The 15,941-nt window shown below is 64.2% G+C and carries 12 protein-coding genes; 3 read left to right on the top strand and 9 right to left on the bottom strand.

What is annotated here, in order from left to right:
* Window positions 1-31: 31 nt before the first annotated feature.
* The 4 genes from purH to QM596_RS07605 form a co-directional block, all read right to left on the bottom strand.
* The gene (gene purH / locus QM596_RS07620; protein ID WP_283308547.1) at window positions 32-1,591 is read right to left on the bottom strand and encodes a bifunctional phosphoribosylaminoimidazolecarboxamide formyltransferase/IMP cyclohydrolase; all 1,560 of its coding nucleotides are present in this window, start codon (window positions 1,589-1,591) and stop codon (window positions 32-34) included.
* On the bottom strand, window positions 1,584-2,303 hold the full coding sequence (gene purN / locus QM596_RS07615) for a phosphoribosylglycinamide formyltransferase (protein ID WP_082148465.1): 720 nt from the start codon (window positions 2,301-2,303) through the stop codon (window positions 1,584-1,586). Before purN ends, purH begins: the two co-directional genes overlap by 8 nt.
* 6 nt (window positions 2,304-2,309) lie before the next feature.
* Entirely contained in the window at window positions 2,310-3,854 is a 1,545-nt protein-coding gene (locus QM596_RS07610) for a cell division protein PerM (RefSeq protein ID WP_283308545.1), read from the bottom strand.
* A 121-nt stretch (window positions 3,855-3,975) separates the two neighbouring features.
* The gene (locus QM596_RS07605) at window positions 3,976-5,016 is read right to left on the bottom strand and encodes a DUF5336 domain-containing protein (protein WP_269577061.1); all 1,041 of its coding nucleotides are present in this window, start codon (window positions 5,014-5,016) and stop codon (window positions 3,976-3,978) included.
* 86 nt (window positions 5,017-5,102) lie between these two features.
* Between QM596_RS07605 and QM596_RS07600 the strand changes: the two genes are divergently transcribed.
* Window positions 5,103-5,738 carry an IMPACT family protein gene (locus QM596_RS07600; RefSeq protein ID WP_047888486.1) on the top strand — a complete coding sequence of 212 codons (636 nt, stop codon included), beginning with the start codon at window positions 5,103-5,105 and terminating at the stop codon, window positions 5,736-5,738.
* Window positions 5,739-5,780: 42 nt separating this feature from the next.
* Here QM596_RS07600 and sucD read toward each other — a convergent pair whose 3' ends face one another.
* The 3 genes from sucD to QM596_RS07585 form a co-directional block, all read right to left on the bottom strand.
* Window positions 5,781-6,683: a succinate--CoA ligase subunit alpha gene (gene sucD / locus QM596_RS07595; protein ID WP_003946432.1), complete on the bottom strand. Its 903-nt coding sequence runs from the start codon at window positions 6,681-6,683 to the stop codon at window positions 5,781-5,783.
* A gap of 15 nt (window positions 6,684-6,698) precedes the next feature.
* Window positions 6,699-7,868 carry an ADP-forming succinate--CoA ligase subunit beta gene (sucC, locus tag QM596_RS07590; RefSeq protein WP_019744753.1) on the bottom strand — a complete coding sequence of 390 codons (1,170 nt, stop codon included), beginning with the start codon at window positions 7,866-7,868 and terminating at the stop codon, window positions 6,699-6,701.
* 179 nt (window positions 7,869-8,047) lie between these two features.
* Window positions 8,048-9,889 (bottom strand): hypothetical protein, encoded by a 1,842-nt coding sequence (locus tag QM596_RS07585; RefSeq protein WP_283308539.1) that lies wholly within the window; start codon window positions 9,887-9,889, stop codon window positions 8,048-8,050.
* A 232-nt stretch (window positions 9,890-10,121) separates the two neighbouring features.
* Here QM596_RS07585 and QM596_RS07580 point away from each other — a divergent pair, with 232 nt between their 5' ends.
* A complete protein-coding gene (locus tag QM596_RS07580) occupies window positions 10,122-11,144 on the top strand; it encodes a M23 family metallopeptidase (RefSeq protein ID WP_020970357.1) in 1,023 nt (340 codons plus the stop codon).
* 79 nt (window positions 11,145-11,223) lie between these two features.
* Here the strand turns inward: QM596_RS07580 and pcrA are convergent, their stop codons facing one another.
* On the bottom strand, window positions 11,224-13,716 hold the full coding sequence (gene pcrA / locus QM596_RS07575) for a DNA helicase PcrA (RefSeq protein ID WP_020908650.1): 2,493 nt from the start codon (window positions 13,714-13,716) through the stop codon (window positions 11,224-11,226).
* A 316-nt stretch (window positions 13,717-14,032) separates the two neighbouring features.
* Here pcrA and QM596_RS07570 point away from each other — a divergent pair, with 316 nt between their 5' ends.
* Entirely contained in the window at window positions 14,033-14,350 is a 318-nt protein-coding gene (locus tag QM596_RS07570) for a chorismate mutase (RefSeq protein WP_020908651.1), read from the top strand.
* A gap of 74 nt (window positions 14,351-14,424) precedes the next feature.
* Here QM596_RS07570 and QM596_RS07565 read toward each other — a convergent pair whose 3' ends face one another.
* Window positions 14,425-15,879 carry an NAD-dependent succinate-semialdehyde dehydrogenase gene (locus QM596_RS07565; protein ID WP_173362667.1) on the bottom strand — a complete coding sequence of 485 codons (1,455 nt, stop codon included), beginning with the start codon at window positions 15,877-15,879 and terminating at the stop codon, window positions 14,425-14,427.
* Between the last annotated feature and the right edge of the window lie 62 nt (window positions 15,880-15,941).

Below are 15,941 nucleotides of genomic sequence, written 5' to 3'. Positions count from 1 at the left end.
AGGAGTCGAGGCCCGCTACCGAGGCAGGGAATCAGTGCGCGAAGTGGCGCGCACCGGTCAGATAAAGAGTGACACCGGCTTCCTTGGCCGCGGCAATCACCTCGTTGTCGCGAACCGAACCACCCGGCTGCACAACAGCCTTGACACCGGCGTTGAGAAGAACCTGCAGACCGTCAGGGAACGGGAAGAACGCGTCCGAGGCCGCAACCGAACCTACGACGCGGTCACCGGCTCGCTGAACAGCAAGATGCGCTGCATCGACGCGGTTGACCTGGCCCATACCGACGCCGACGGACGCGCCGCCGGAGGCCAGCAGGATCGCGTTTGACTTCACCGATCGGCTGGCGCGCCAAGCAAATTCGAGGTCAGTGAGAGTCTCGGCATCTGCAGCCTCACCGTTGGCGAGAGTCCAGTTGGCCGGGTTGTCGCCGTCAGCGTCCAGAACGTCGCGCTGCTGGAGCAAGGTACCGCCAGAGATCGGACGCAGTTCGATTCCGGTAGCGGTCGGAGCGGCAGCCTTCAGAACACGAATGTTCTTCTTACGCTGCAGAACCTCGACGGCCCCGTCTTCGTACGAGGGCGCGATGACAACCTCGGTGAAGATATCGGCGATCTGCTCTGCCAGTTCGACGGTGACCTCACGGTTGGCTGCGATGACACCACCGAATGCACTGACCGGATCGCATGCATGCGCCTTGCGGTGGGCGTCGGCAATGTCGGTGCCGATGGCGATGCCACACGGGTTGGCGTGCTTGATGATTGCGACGGCCGGATCAGTGAAGTCGTACGCTGCGCGCCACGCTGCGTCGGAGTCCGTGTAGTTGTTGTACGACATCTCCTTGCCGTGCAATTGCTCTGCCTGAGCCAAACCTGCAGGCGCAGCCGGGTTTTCGTACAGCGCGGCGTCCTGGTGCGGGTTCTCGCCGTAGCGAAGGACAGCGCTGCGGTTCCAGGTAGCACCGACCCAGGCGGGGAACAGCGAACCGTCCTCGTCAGCTGCGATCGTGCTCGTCATCCAGCTTGCAACAGCGACGTCGTACGACGCAGTGTGCTGGAACGCCTGCGCCGCAAGCACAGTGCGCTCACGCAAGGTGAATCCGCCACCGGCAACGGCAGTCAGGACATCGGCGTAACGAGCCGGATCGACCACGACGGCAACCGACGGATGGTTCTTGGCTGCAGCACGCACCATCGACGGGCCACCGATGTCGATCTGCTCGACGCACTCGTCCGGGCTAGCGCCCGAGGCAACCGTCTCGGTGAAGGGGTACAGGTTCACGACGACCAATTCGAAGGTCGCGATGCCGAGTTCCTCGAGCTGAGCGAGGTGATCCGGCTTGCGGGTATCGGCGAGAACGCCGGCATGGACGCGCGGATGCAGCGTCTTCACGCGGCCTTCGAGGCATTCCGGGAATCCGGTCAGAGCCTCGACCGGCGTCACGGGGATTCCGGCGTCGGCGATCTTCGACGCGGTCGAACCGGTCGAGACCAACTCGACACCGGCCTCGTGCAGGCCCGTGGCCAGCTCGATCAGACCACTCTTGTCGTAGACGCTGACAAGTGCACGGCGCACAGCCTTGCGTTCACTCACTGGGGATCACGGCCTTTCGTCCATCGGAAACCACTCCGCGCGTAGCAACAGCGGCGATGACGTCCGCCAACAACCGTCGCTCCACAATTTTGATGCGTTCATGCAACGAAGACTCGGTGTCGTCGTCATGCACCGGCACAGCTTCCTGCGCCAAGATCGGCCCGGTATCAACTCCGCCGTCGACGAGATGCACCGTGGAACCGGTGACCTTCACGCCGTACGCCAGAGCGTCGGGAACCGCGTGCGCGCCGGGAAAGGCAGGCAGCAACGCGGGATGAGTGTTGATGATTCGGCCGCCGAAACGCGCGAGAAAGCTGGGGCCGAGGATTTTCATGAAGCCTGCGCTGACCACGAGATCGGGTTCGTGCTCGGCCACCGCTGCTGTCAGCGCCTCGTCCCAGGCGGCACGATTTTCATAAGTCTTGATCGAGACCTTGAAGGACGGGATCTTCGAGCCCGCAGCGTGCTCGGCGGCGAGGCAGTCACGATCTACACCGACGGCAACGATCTCGGCCGGGTATCCCTCGGCGTGCGAAGCGTCGATCAGCGAAGTCAACAGGGTTCCCGCGCCGGAAGCGAGTACGACTACCCGCGCGATCGAGTCGCGAAATTGGACCCCGTCGGGCATTGTCGGCTGCGGATTGTCGGCCGAGGCAGTCAGCGCACTACTCCTGAGAACTGGAAGATGATGCGGCCGGAGTATCGGCCGCATGACAGCCTAGTCGCTGGACTTCTGCGGCTTCGAGGGCAGGTCGGTCTCCGGCTCGGCCCCGGCTGGGGAGTCGGCTGTGGGGTCCGCCTCGGGTGCCGCGACAACCTCGGCGTCGACTACTTCGATCTCGACGGTTTCCTCTGTCACTACCTGCACGGGTTCGCCTGATTCCTCGACGATTTCCGCTTCGACGACCTTGGTGACAACGACCGCAGATTCCTGGGCCAGCACTTCGCCCGTGTTCTCGTCGTCCTCGTCTTCCGGTGTGGCCGCAGCCGTGATCGCAAGTTCGGGCTCGACTGTTCGAGCCGGTTCAGCCGTCGGGGGCGCAACCTCGTCCTTCATGTGTCCGCGGTGTGAGAACCACATCGCGAACAGCGCCGAGACCGTTCCGAACAATCCCAGCCACGCAAAAGTCAGAAGACCGAAGCCCCACCACAGGACCTCCACGGTGCCGAACTGCCCGAGGTCTCCCCCGGCAGCAAGAGCGAGCAGCGCCATGACGACGCCGGCACCGGCGGCTGCCGTCAGCACTGCGAGCACACTGTCCTGCCCGGCGATGCGTCGAGCGCAATCACGGCCGAGCATCATGCCCACCGCTGCCGGAACGATCAACAACACGGGCCAGATTCCACCGGCGACGCCTTCCGGAATCGCTCCGAGAAGGGGCAAGGGTGGTAGGTCACCGCCGATGTTGCCGAACACGCTGATGGAAACATTGCCGAAATCGGCCGTCGATCCCGTCATCACCGCGGCTGCGCCGACCACGAGGTTCGGCAGGTAGAGCAGCGACAACACCGTTAATCCCAGTACGCCGACAAACCCGTTGCCGCGCGCGAGTAGGTCACCGACCGTCGACCACGACACGAGTAGTGACACCACGACGGCCACGGCGCCCGCAGCCAACAGCGCTGCCGACGCAGCCGTTGCCGGTCGAAGAGCGGCAGATGCCCACGGCGGAATCTCGGCGACGACGCGATCCCAGTGCGCAGCAGCAACACCGACGGACGCGGCGATCAGGTGAATCCCGGCGACCCAGCCGAAAGCTGCCAACGTGTTGGGGCTCGACAGCGGAATGGCTGCGGAGGCGTCGGCGACCACGGCGAGAGCGATTGCCGTGATAGTCAACGGTCCGGCCACCGCGGCCCCCACCAGGCGGAGGGTGTCGTCACGGGAGTCGGTGTGCACCGCAGTCGACGCGCATCGGCGTGCAACCACCCACATCATGACGGCCGTCGGTAGCAACGGCAGTACACCGAGTTGGACGCCGCTGATAGTCGCCGGCACCTGGTGGATGACCAACCATGTGGTGGCAATGGCGCCGAAGGTTCCGGTCAGGTCGCTGCTCGCCGATACCAAGGTGACCACAACGACAGCCGCGATCAGCAGCATCGTCAGACCCGACGGCCGGAAGGCGACCGTCAGCAGCTTGCGCGCCAGGTCCGGGTTCGGTGCCGGGCGACCGCCGCCGACGCGGCCGCCGCCAGTACGACCACGTCCGGGTCGTGAGGACGCGGGACGGGACCGGGTGCCATCAATCAAAGAACTCATCCCCTCGAGGGTTTCACTCGATAGTGCGCCGCGCACTCAGGCGCGCCGTCGGGCTCACGGAATGTGGCCTCCACCCGCAGCGGGTCGGAGGCCACATTCATGTTCGTGAAACGAAGTAGTACTACTGCTGACGCTCGTCGGGGTTCTGCGACCCGAAGACCTTGGTCTCGGCCGCGGAATCGCTGCTGCCCTGGTCAGGCTCAGCAGACGGCGTCGGCGCTTCGAAAGTGGGCGGCTCGAAGCCCGTCGGCTGCTCGGTCGAGCCAGTCTGCTGCTGGTTGTACGGCTGGCCGTAACCGCGCGGAGCGGTGAACTGATCCGACGAGTAACTCGGGTTCGGCTGACTCGCGGGCTGCGAGGTCAGCGGATAGTAAGACGACGTCGTCGCGGCCGAGTCGGTCTGTGCGGGATTCTGCACCGGGTTCTGACCGTAGGGAGACGCAGTCTGGCCGTAAGGCGGCTGCGAAGCAGTCGGGTCGGCGGGGGCGGCGTGCGCTCCCCCGTATCCCTGCTGCTGCGCCTGCCCGTACTGCGGGTTCTGCTGGTACTGGCCCGGCTGCTGAGCCTGCTGCGGCTGGCCGTACTGAGCCTGTCCGTATCCCTGTGGCTGACCTGGCGCCTGGCCCTGGGGCTGGCCATAGCCCTGCGGCTGACCGTACTGCTGAGCTACCGGACGCGGCGCGGGAGCCTTCAGGATTCCGATCTCGAACAACAACGCGGCGACTGCGACGACCGTCTGCACGAACGAGAGGATCAGCACGATGATCAGACCCCAACCGAGGCTGATGTCGACGTAGTCGCTGGTACCTACGGAGAACGCGGCGAACACCAAAGCGAAGAAACCCGTGAGGGTGAGCGCTGCGGCAATGCCTGCATACGACTGCTTCGGGAGGAGCGATACGCCTGCGACCACACCGCCGGCGAAAACGAATCCGAGGCCGTAGATGCTCGACTCGAAGAAGCTCGAACTGGTGTCCAGACCGCTACCGATGCCGCTGCTGCTTCCACTGATCGACGTGAAAGGCGCAAAACCGAGTAGGAAATTGATCAGGCCGAGTGCCGCGACGGCGATGAGCAGGATGAATCCGAGATTCTTGGTTCCACCGCCCGCTGCCGGCTGATTCGGTGGCCCGAAGCTGGGCCCTTGCGGCGTGAACGTCATGACTTCTCCTCGTAGACGGTCTTCGATGGTTACCAGCGTATGTGTCTCGACTTCGCACGCTAACACCGACAGGAGACAATGGGCAGATGCCCTTCACCCTCGCGCCCGGCGCCGACCATGTCGTCGAAACCGAGGTGAAGCACTCACGATTCATCGCCGCGCTTCGCCGGATCGACGACGCCGAAGCCGCCACGGAGTTCGTCGCGGAGCAGAAGTCGCTGTATCCCGATGCGCGCCATCATTGTTCGGCTTTCGTGATCGGATACGAAGCGAACTCACGCGTCGAGCGTGCACACGACGACGGCGAACCAGGCGGGACAGCTGGGGTGCCGATGCTTCAGGTTCTCAAGTCTCGAGATCTGGTCGATGTGATTGTTGTCGTCACGCGCTACTTCGGCGGAATCAAGCTCGGCGCCGGTGGATTGGTCCGCGCGTATTCGGGAGCCGTCTCGGTTGCTCTCGATTCGGCCGAGCTTGTGGCCAGGGAGAGGAGGATCCTGCGCACTTTGGCGATCCGGCACTCAGAGGCCGGTCGGGTGGAAGCGGAGCTGAGAGCGCGGGGCGTCTCGGTGCTCGGAACTGCGTATGGATCGAAGGCGGTGATGACGCTCGCCGCCGGTGACGCCGACGATCTCGACTCGATCGTCGCATCCATCACATCCGGTGCCGGGCAGTTGGAACCTGCCGGGTCGATGTGGGTCGATACCACTGTGCGTGGTTAAGGAGTCCGGAGACTCCCTAACCACGCACGGGGGCGAAGCCCCTTACAGGGACTGAAGAATCTCGCGAGCGAGAGCAGCAGTGGCGGACGGCGTCTTGCCGACCTTCACGCCTGCAGCTTCGAGAGCTTCCTGCTTTGCCTGAGCCGTTCCCGAGGAACCGGAGACGATGGCGCCTGCGTGGCCCATGGTCTTGCCTTCGGGAGCGGTGAAGCCAGCCACGTAGCCGACGACCGGCTTGGTGACGTTGGCCTTGATGTAATCGGCTGCACGCTCTTCCGCGTCGCCACCGATTTCACCGATCATCACGATGACCTTGGTCTCGGGATCCTTCTCGAACGCCTCGATGGCGTCGATGTGGGTGGTTCCGATGACCGGGTCGCCGCCGATGCCGATGGCGGTGGAGAAGCCGAAGTCACGGAGTTCGTACATCATCTGGTAGGTCAGGGTGCCCGACTTGGAGACCAGGCCGATGGGGCCGGTGCCTGCAATGTTGGCGGGCGTGATGCCGACGAGGGCCTCACCCGGGGTGATGATGCCGGGGCAGTTCGGTCCGATGATGCGCGTCTTCTTGCCCTTGGACTCGTTGTACGCCCAAGCGTAAGCGGAGTCCTGAACCGGGATGCCCTCGGTGATGACCACGAGGAGCGGGATCTCCGCGTCGATGGCCTCGACGATGGCGTCCTTCGAGAAGGCCGGGGGAACGAATGCGATGGAGACGTCTGCGCCGGTCTCCTTGATTGCCTCTTCGACCGTCGCGAAGACGGGGAGCTCGACAGGGGAACCGTCAGCAGCAACGTGCGAGACCGTGGTGCCGGCCTTGCGAGCGTTGACGCCGCCGACGACCTGGGTGCCGGCCTTGAGCATCAGAGCGGTGTGCTTGGTGCCCTCGCCGCCGGTGATGCCCTGGACGATGACCTTTGAATCCTTGGTGAGGAAGATTGCCATTGTTCTGTGAGTCCCTTACTTCGCTGCGTGAGCGAGTTCGGCGGCCTTGTCGGCGGCCTCGTCCATGGTTGCGACGACCGTGACCAGCGGGTGGTTGGCCTCGGCGAGGATGCGACGACCCTCTTCGACGTTGTTTCCGTCCAGGCGAACGACGAGCGGCTTGTTGGCCTCGTCGCCCAGGGTCTTCAGTGCGCCGACGATGCCGTTGGCAACTGCGTCACACGCGGTGATGCCGCCGAAGACGTTGACGAACACGCTCTTGACCTGTGCGTCGTTCAGGATGACGTCGAGGCCGGCAGCCATGACTGCAGCGGAAGCTCCGCCGCCGATGTCGAGGAAGTTGGCGGGCTTGACGCCACCGTGGTTCTCGCCGGCGTATGCGACGACGTCCAGGGTGGACATGACCAGGCCTGCGCCGTTGCCGATGATTCCGACCTCACCGTCGAGCTTGACGTAGTTGAGGTCGTTTTCCTTGGCCTTGAGCTCGAGGGGATCGGTAGCGTCGCGATCCTCGAATGCCTCGTGGCCGGGCTGACGGAACGCCGCGTTCTCATCGAGGGTGACCTTGCCGTCGAGGGCGAGGATCTGATCGTCAGGCGTGCGAACGAGGGGGTTGACCTCGACGAGGAGTGCGTCCTCGTTGATGAAGACCTCCCACAGCTTCTGGATCGTGACGGCCGCTGCGTCGAGCACCTCTGCGGGCAGCTTTCCTGCCTCGGCGATGCTGCGCGCGAACGCGAGGTCGACGCCCTTGACTGCGTCGACGGGGATCTTGGCGAGGGCGTCGGGGTTCTCCTCGGCGGTGACCTCGATCTCGACGCCACCCTCTACCGAGCACATGGCCAGGTAGGTGCGGTTGGTGCGGTCGAGCAGGAAGGAGATGTAGTACTCCTCGGCAATGTCACTTGCCTCTGCGACCAGCAGCTTCTTGACGACATGGCCCTTGATGTCCAGGCCCAGGATTGCCTCGGCGTTTGCCACTGCGGCATCCACGTCGGGCGAGTACTTGACGCCACCGGCCTTGCCGCGGCCGCCTACCTTGACCTGTGCCTTCACCATCACGGGCTTACCGATTTCTTCGGCAATCTCGCGTGCGCCGGCGACTGTGTCTGTAACACGTCCAGCCGAAGTCGGCACTCCGTGCTTGGCGAAGAGTTCCTTCGCCTGGTATTCGAAGAGATCCATCTGCTCACCGTCTCGTCTGCGTTGTCACCCGCTCGAGGGGTAGGAGCGGGTCTGTTCTGGACTTTAACCAGTTGCCGCGTTCGGTTTGCGCCCGCACTGATGCTATGTGGCCCAAGTCACGCGCAAATGCGCAATGAGGCACGCCTCACCGATCGAGCAAGGTGGCCACACCGAATTTGTCAAGCATCAGTCTCACTGATTCTTGCGCTCGAGAACGCTGCAACGAGAAGCAACACTATGCCCGTGGCCGCTGTGATCGCACCCACCCCCACGGTTGCGTCCGATATGCGCGATGAGGTGAGCGGCCACTCACTGACGTACACCAGAGCTGCCAAGGCAGATCCGATCAGCAATGCCGCGCCTCGAGCCGGCCGCGCAGACGCTGCGATCACCGCGGCAATCACGACGGTCACGCCGACGAGCAGTTGCCCCCAGACGTCAATTCCCCACGGCCACTCCAGAACTGACGCCGCTGTGTAGGCGTCACCCCGATAGAGGGGAAGCGCGGTCCCGATCAGGACTGCGACTGCGCCGATCCCACCGACGAGAAGCACCAGCCCTCTCGAACCGCCGTCTACCGACGTGTCGACGTCTTCACGTTCTGCGCTTCCCGCCAGCCAGACGAGCAGTCCCGTCGCCGCAGCGAGGAGAGCCGCGCCACAAAGCACGAAGGCGCCGGCACCTAACCCGACGCCTGGTACGTCCGTCGCGATGACCGCCGACTGCATCACAGCCGCGACGCCCATCACGACGGTGGTCCACAGCACTCCGACGGCCGGACGCACCACGGCGGCGCGGCCCGGGGCAAACAGGCCCAGCGCGGCGAGGAGCAGTACGGCAGCCGAGAGCAGGACAACTCGAGACGACAGCATCGACGGTTCGGGAATGTTCTCCGGCAACGACAGGACCGGAAGTGCCACGCCCAGGGCTGCCACTGCTGCGGTGCCAACTGCGCCGATACCGGCAACGCGGTGAAGTCTGTTCACCCGCGCTTGCGCCGCCCGGGACTGAGCCACCATCGCTGCCTTGAGCGCACCCTTTGTTGTCTTCGCAGGCGCGCGGACCACACTTTCAGCGGGAATCGCATCCGTTTCACGCCTGGATGCGAGGTAAGGCGCTGAAACTCCGATCACGACGATGACCACGGCGGCCAGTGCCCCGACCACGGATCCCGAACCGACGCCGATCCGATCGCCGGCCGCGAACCCAGCCATCACCCTGGTTCCACTGACTGCGAGTGCGCCGAGACCGACACCGATCAGGGCGCCGCAGCCCACCGGTAGGGAGATGGACGTCAATGCCGCCGCGACCGCAACGAGCACCGCGACGCCGACCAATCCTGTACCGACGGCAGTGGCCGACACCGAGTCGACGAGCGGTTTGACCAGAAAGATCGGATCCTGCGAACTGAAGGAAGGACCGAACAGGGAGAGCACGAACACCACTGCGGCCAGAATCAGCAGCGCTGTCGGCCACGCGCCGATCCGTCCGCCAACCGATCGCCCGTCGAATTCCGCGGCGCGAGCGCTGCCGTATCCGTCCCGTTCCGATTCACGATGGACAGCGACAAGTCCGAGCACCCCGGACAGGACAAGAATGCAGTGTCCCGCGAGCGCAAGATAAGCGCCAGGACCCGCATCGATCGAACCCGCCGAAATCGGACGGAAAAGGTCCAAGCGGTTTGCATCGATTGCGTCGACGAACAACTGGACGTCGAGAATTGCCGCTCCGAGCGACACCGCCCCGATACCGGCCAGGAGTCCACCGGCCAAGGCGGGCCTGCGGCCCGAGGTGAGCACTGCAACCGTCGGCACGATGATCGTGCAGACGGCCGCGAAGAGAGCGGCAGAAGCAAGAGCCCCCGTCGTGTCGACCCCGCGGCCACTCCCGACTCCGACGACGGGGCTGGCCGCCACTCCGACGGCACCGAGCAGTCCGATTACCGCCGCGAGTGGCGCCCCGGACTTCACTCCGGGGTCGTCGAAACGCGCCTGCGACGTAGTTCCAGGTGTTGTGGACACTCGCTCGACGGTAGTGCCTGAATGGACCGGTGATCCGGTTGTGACACGCGTGATCACGAAACGAGATGATTCGTCCGTTTTGCCCGTATCGACATATTCCCAGGTCAAGCTGTGAGGCACGTCACATAATCGGACAGGTTTCCGCTACGGCTTGCGCCCATCGCAATCATTTCGTTACCGTCAGTCGGTCTAAGTCACGGGCTGATCACGAACTCGAGGAGAGAACCGGCATATGCATCACCGCAGCCAGTTCACCGCTAGTAGGTTCTCGAACTCAGCTCCAGACGAGGTCACGACCACTTATCCAACGCACTCGGCCAGGCGTTACACCGAGACCAAAAGTTCTGAGATCTCTACCGATATGTTCACTCGAAATTCATCCTCCACGTCGTCAGATTCCGACTCTCACGAGTTCGTCGAGTCCGACGTGATCAGCACCCCCACTTACGCCTCTTCCGCACCGACAGTCGATGTCGAATCTCCGGTTCGCCGCAGCGGTGCTCACCGACTCCCCACCCCTCCCTCTGCTCTCAAGGGCCGCGCCGCCGTTCTGGCAGTTGCAGCCGGCGCAGTTGTCGCCGCGGGCCAGGCAGTTGTCAACGACGGTTCCTCTTCCGCCGCCGACCACTCGGAAGTTGCACTCGCCAACGAGTCCTCCGCGATCGGCACCACCGCAGAACCGCAGGCCGCTCAGTTCGCTCCGGCCACCTCCACGGCAGCCACCACCGAGGCCGACGCTCCCCAGGTCCTCAACGTCGCAGCACCGACCGACCTCTCCCAGTTCAGCAACCTGCTTGCCAAGGGCCAGCGTTTCAGTGACGAGCGCGCAGCACGCGAAGCAGCTGCCCGTCGCCCGCTGTTCGTCCTGCCGGCAGTCGGCACGTTCACGTCCAACTTCGGCACCCGCTGGGGCACCCTGCACGCCGGCGTCGACATCGCCGCCCCGATCGGGACGCCCATCGTCGCAGTCGCCGACGGCAAGGTCATCGATTCAGGTCCGGCTTCCGGATTCGGCATGTGGGTACGCCTACAGCACGCAGACGGAACGATCACCGTCTACGGCCACATCGACACGTCCACCGTCACCGTCGGTCAGCAGGTCATGGCCGGCGACCAGATCGCCACTGTCGGCAACCGCGGCTTCTCCACCGGCCCCCACCTTCACTTCGAGGTTCACCTCGCCGGCGAGAACAAGATCGACCCCCTCCCCTGGCTCGCATCACGCGGCATCAGCCTCGGTATCGAGCAGGACTGATCGCAAGCCCAACGCTTCTGACAAAAAACTTCCGGCCCGCACCTTTCCAGGTACGGGCCGGAAGTTTTTTGTCTGTCTTCTACAGCTTGACCATCGGCACACCGCCGATGAGCATCAACCGCACCTTGCCCGCGCTACCGAAGTCGATGGTGACCGTCGCGGTGGGTCCGGTGCCCTTGGTTTCCAACACGGTGCCCAGACCGTACTTGTCGTGACTGACGCGGTCACCCGTGGCAAGGACCAGAACGTTGTTGCGGCCACGCGCGGCACCGAAACTGGGAGTCGACGCAGCCTTGCCGGACCCTCCCCCGTAGTTCTGCCCGCCACCGTATCCCTGGCCGCCCTGGCTGCCGTATCGGCTTCCGCTGCCGTAACCCGGCCTGCCGCTTCCGAATCCACCACCGGTGCCCGGATCCTCACGGCGCCAATTGATCAGGTCCTCCGGGATCTCCTGGATGAACCGCGACGCCGGGTTCTGGATCGGTTGTCCCCAAGCCGAACGCATGATCGCGCGCGTCAGGTACAGGCGCTGCCTGGCGCGGGTGATGCCGACGTAAGCGAGTCGACGCTCTTCGGACAGCTCTGCCGGATCACCGAGGGCGCGCATGTGCGGGAACTGCCCGTCCTCCCAACCGGTGACGAAGACGACCGGGAACTCGAGGCCCTTGGCGGTGTGAAGCGTCATCATCGTGACGACGCCGTCGTCGGAGTCCGGCAGTTGATCGGCGTCGGCGACAAGTGATACCCGTTCGAGGAAGGCGGCGAGCGAACCCGGATCGGGTTCGCCTTCACGCATTGCTGCGGTTTCCTCGTCGTCCGGATCGATCAGCCCGGCCGCGTTTCGTGCGTCGGAGCTGAATTCTCTTGCCACGCTGACGAGTTCGTTCAAGTTGTCGAGTCGCGCGCCGTCCTGTGGATCGCTGCTGGCCGCAAGCTCGGCGCGGTAGCCGGTTCGCTCGAGCACTGCCTCGGCGACCTCACCGATGTCACCGAGTTCGAAGGGTTCGTCCTCGTCGGCGGCCGGTGTCGGCAGCAGGGCCCGCAGCCCGTCCATCATCTCGAGGAACGACGCGATGGCCTTCTGTGACCGCGTATTGAGCAGCGCCACTTTGCCTTCCGCGCCGTCGCGCAGTGCGGCGGCGAAGCTGATGTTGCGATGCTCGGAGTGCACGGCGACGCAGGCTTCGGCTCGATCACCGATACCGCGTCGTGGCGTGTTGAGAATGCGTCGCAGGCTCACGGTGTCGTCTTCGTTGGCGAGGACGCGCAGATACGCGACGATGTCCCGAACTTCCTTGCGCTCGTAGAAGCGAACGCCGCCGACCACCTTGTACGGCACACCGAGTCGAATGAAGATCTCCTCGAGCGCGCGTGAGGAGTTGTTGGTCCGGTAGAACACCGCGATGTCGGCGAACTTGGTCTCGCCCTGGTCCACCAGCCGATCGATCTCCGAGGCGACAAACGATGCTTCGTCGTGCTCGTTGTCTGCAACGTAGCCGACGATCAGTTCACCTTCACCCGAATCGGTCCACAGACGCTTTTCACGTCGGCCGGTGTTCTTGGAAATCACGGAGTTGGCCGCAGACAGAATGTTCTGCGTCGAACGGTAGTTCTGTTCGAGAAGGATGGTCCGAGCGTCCGGGTAGTCGCGTTCGAACTCTTCGATGTTGCGGATAGTGGCTCCGCGGAATGCGTAGATCGACTGATCGGCGTCACCGACGACGCACAATTCGGCCGGGGCAACGGCATGGTCGGACTCTCCGGCACCGCCGACCAGTTCACGCACCAGCATGTACTGCGCGTGGTTGGTGTCCTGGTACTCGTCGACGAGCACGTGACGGAAGCGGCGGCGGTAGTACTCGGCGATCTGGGGAAACGCCTGGAGAAGCGCAACGGTCTCACCGATGAGATCGTCGAAGTCGAGTGCGTTCGCCGCACGCAACCGCTGTTGGTAATGGCCGTAGACCTTGGCGATCAGTCGCGGCAGTTCGGCCGGATCCTGATCGGCTGCGACAACCGCCTCTTCCGGTCCGACGAGTTCGTTCTTCAGGTTGGAGATGTGAGTGGCGAGAAGCCGCGCGGAGAATCGTTTGGTGTCGAGCTCGAGGTCCTTCGAGATCATCGTCAGCAGTCGACGCGAATCGTCGGAATCGTAGATCGAGAAATTCGAGTTCAAACCGGGCAGGAGCGCCGCCTGTGCTCGCAGGATGCGCACGCAACTGGAGTGGAACGTCGATACCCACATGGCGTTGGCACGCGGTCCGACAAGGGCTGCCACACGCTCGCGCATCTCGGCCGCAGCCTTGTTGGTGAACGTGATGGCCAGGATTTGACCGGGGGTGACACCCCGCTCGGCCAGCAGATAGGCGATGCGACGCGTCAGTACTGCCGTCTTGCCCGAGCCGGCGCCCGCGACGATCAGCAACGGCGAACCGGCATGGACCACGGCCTCGCGCTGTTGCGGGTTGAGACCCTCGAGGAGGGCGTCCGAACCCGCGCCATGTCCCCGCGCGCCGCCCCCGTCGTGCTGGGAATGTCCGTCGTGCTCACCGAGTGCTGGGTACGTGTTCATCGCCTGTCCACGCTACCGGCGTCCACCGACACGGTCGTCAGTGCGTCCACCTGCTGGTAGAGGCACTTGGATTACCTGTGTCGAGCATGGCAAACTGGACGCTATGTTCAGCATTTCCGTTCGCGACAACACGGCCGACCCCGTCGGCCCGCTGTGGCGTTACTTTACGTGCCCCGGACCTCGGTGCACGTGATCTGAACAGCTCACCCGCCCCTGGTCCGAATCGGATCCGGGGCATTTTCGTCAGTGTGCCTGGATCGGTAACGACCCGAGCCGAGACCACGATCCACGCAGTAGGAAGAGGAGACGAATAGCAATGAGCACCCAGGCTGCAGCCCCCAATGGAAATACTGTAAACACTGCTCCGACAGACGTCGAGATCCCCCAGAGTGAGGCGGAGATCGACGAACTACGGAAAGAAATCGACCGTCTCGACGCCGAGATCCTCGCGGCCATCAAACGCCGCTCCGAGGTCTCCCAGATCATCGGCCGTACCCGGATGGCATCGGGTGGTCCGCGTCTGGTGCACAGCCGAGAGATGAAGGTCCTCGAACGGTTCAACGAGCTGGGCCAGGAAGGCCACACCCTCGCGATGCTGCTCCTGCGCCTGGGCCGCGGACGCCTGGGCCACTAGCGCACACCCAGATCACTTGCGAACGGCTACATCGGATGCCTCTGGCAGTCCCGATGTAGCCGTTCGTGTGTGTATCAGTTCTCGAGCGCGATGTACTTCGTGTTCAGGTATTCCTCGATCCCCTCGGTCCCGCCCTCGCGGCCGAATCCGGATTCCTTCACACCGCCGAACGGCGCTGCCGCGTCCGAGATCACTCCTCGGTTGACGCCGATCATTCCTGATTCCAGTGCGTCGGAGACCCGAAGCGCACGGTCGAGATCCCTCGTGAAGATGTACGCAGCCAATCCGAACTCGGTGTCGTTGGCGGCCGCGATGCCTTCGGCTTCGGTGTCGAAGCCGGTGATCGCGGCAACGGGTCCGAACACCTCTTCCTTCAGTATCCGCGCGCTCGCCGGAACGTCGGCCAACACCGTGGCCGGATAGAAGTAACCCTCACCACCTGGCGCTTTACCGCCCAGTCGAACCTTCGCCCCGGCATCCACCGCATCTGCAACCAACTCTGCGACCGTGTCGAGCTGGTTCTGGTTGATCAGCGGGCCGAGCTTCGTCTCCGGGTCGGTACCCGGTCCCATCGTGAACGCCGCCATCTTCTCGGTCAGCTTGGTCGTGAACTCCTCACGCACGGCGTTGGCGACATGGAACCGGTTGGCGGCGGTGCAGGCTTCGCCTCCGTTGCGAAGCTTGGCCAGTACCGCACCCTCGACTGCCTTGTCGACGTCCGCGTCGTCGAACACGACGAAGGGCGCATTGCCACCCAATTCCATCGACGTGCGGAGCAATCGCTTCGCGGACTTCTCCACCAGCATCTTGCCGACGCCGGTGGACCCGGTGAAGGTGAGCTTGCGCAGTCGAGGGTCGTCGATGAGAGGGCCGGTCACTTCACCGGATTTCGATGTCGGCAACACCGAGAGGACTCCGTCGGGCAGCCCTGCTTCGGCCATGAGCTGAGCGAGCAGCAGCATCGTCAACGGGGTCTCCGAGGCGGGCTTGACGATGATCGTGCAGCCGGCGGCCAACGCCGGTCCGATCTTGCGGGTGCCCATCGCCAACGGAAAATTCCAGGGAGTGATGGCCAGACACGGTCCGACCGGCGCCTTGGTGACAAGGATCCGGCCGTTGCCCGCCGGCGCCGGCGTGTAGCGCCCGCCGATGCGAACGGCCTCCTCGCTGAACCACCGGAAGAACTCGGCGCCGTATTTGACCTCGGCACGGCTCTCGGCGAGTGCCTTGCCCATTTCGAGGGTCATCAGCAGCGCCACGTCCTCGGCGCGCTCGGTGATCTTCTCGAAGACGGCTCGCAGAATTTCACCACGCTCGCGCGCAGGTGTGCTCGCCCACTTCGACGAGACGGCCACGGCTTCGTCGAGAGCGCGCAGCGCGTCCGCGGGGCTCGCATCGGCGACGTCGGTCAACGATTTTCCGGTCGCCGGATCCGCCACCGGGAAGGTCGCGTTGTTCTCCGCGGGCTCGAACCGGCCGCCGACGAACAACTGGGTGGGAACTGATCGAATGAATTCGAATGTGTCCATGGGTTCCATGATGCTCGTCGAAGCCGCGTCCGTCTGCCCGCGAGCGAGACTCACGCGGAAGT

It is taken from the genome of Rhodococcus sp. IEGM 1406 (genome assembly GCF_030056745.1).
Taxonomy (GTDB): Bacteria; Actinomycetota; Actinomycetes; order Mycobacteriales; family Mycobacteriaceae; genus Rhodococcus_F; species Rhodococcus_F erythropolis.
Note: the sequence above shows the minus strand (reverse complement) of the source record. Positions and strands in the feature narration are given on the sequence as shown.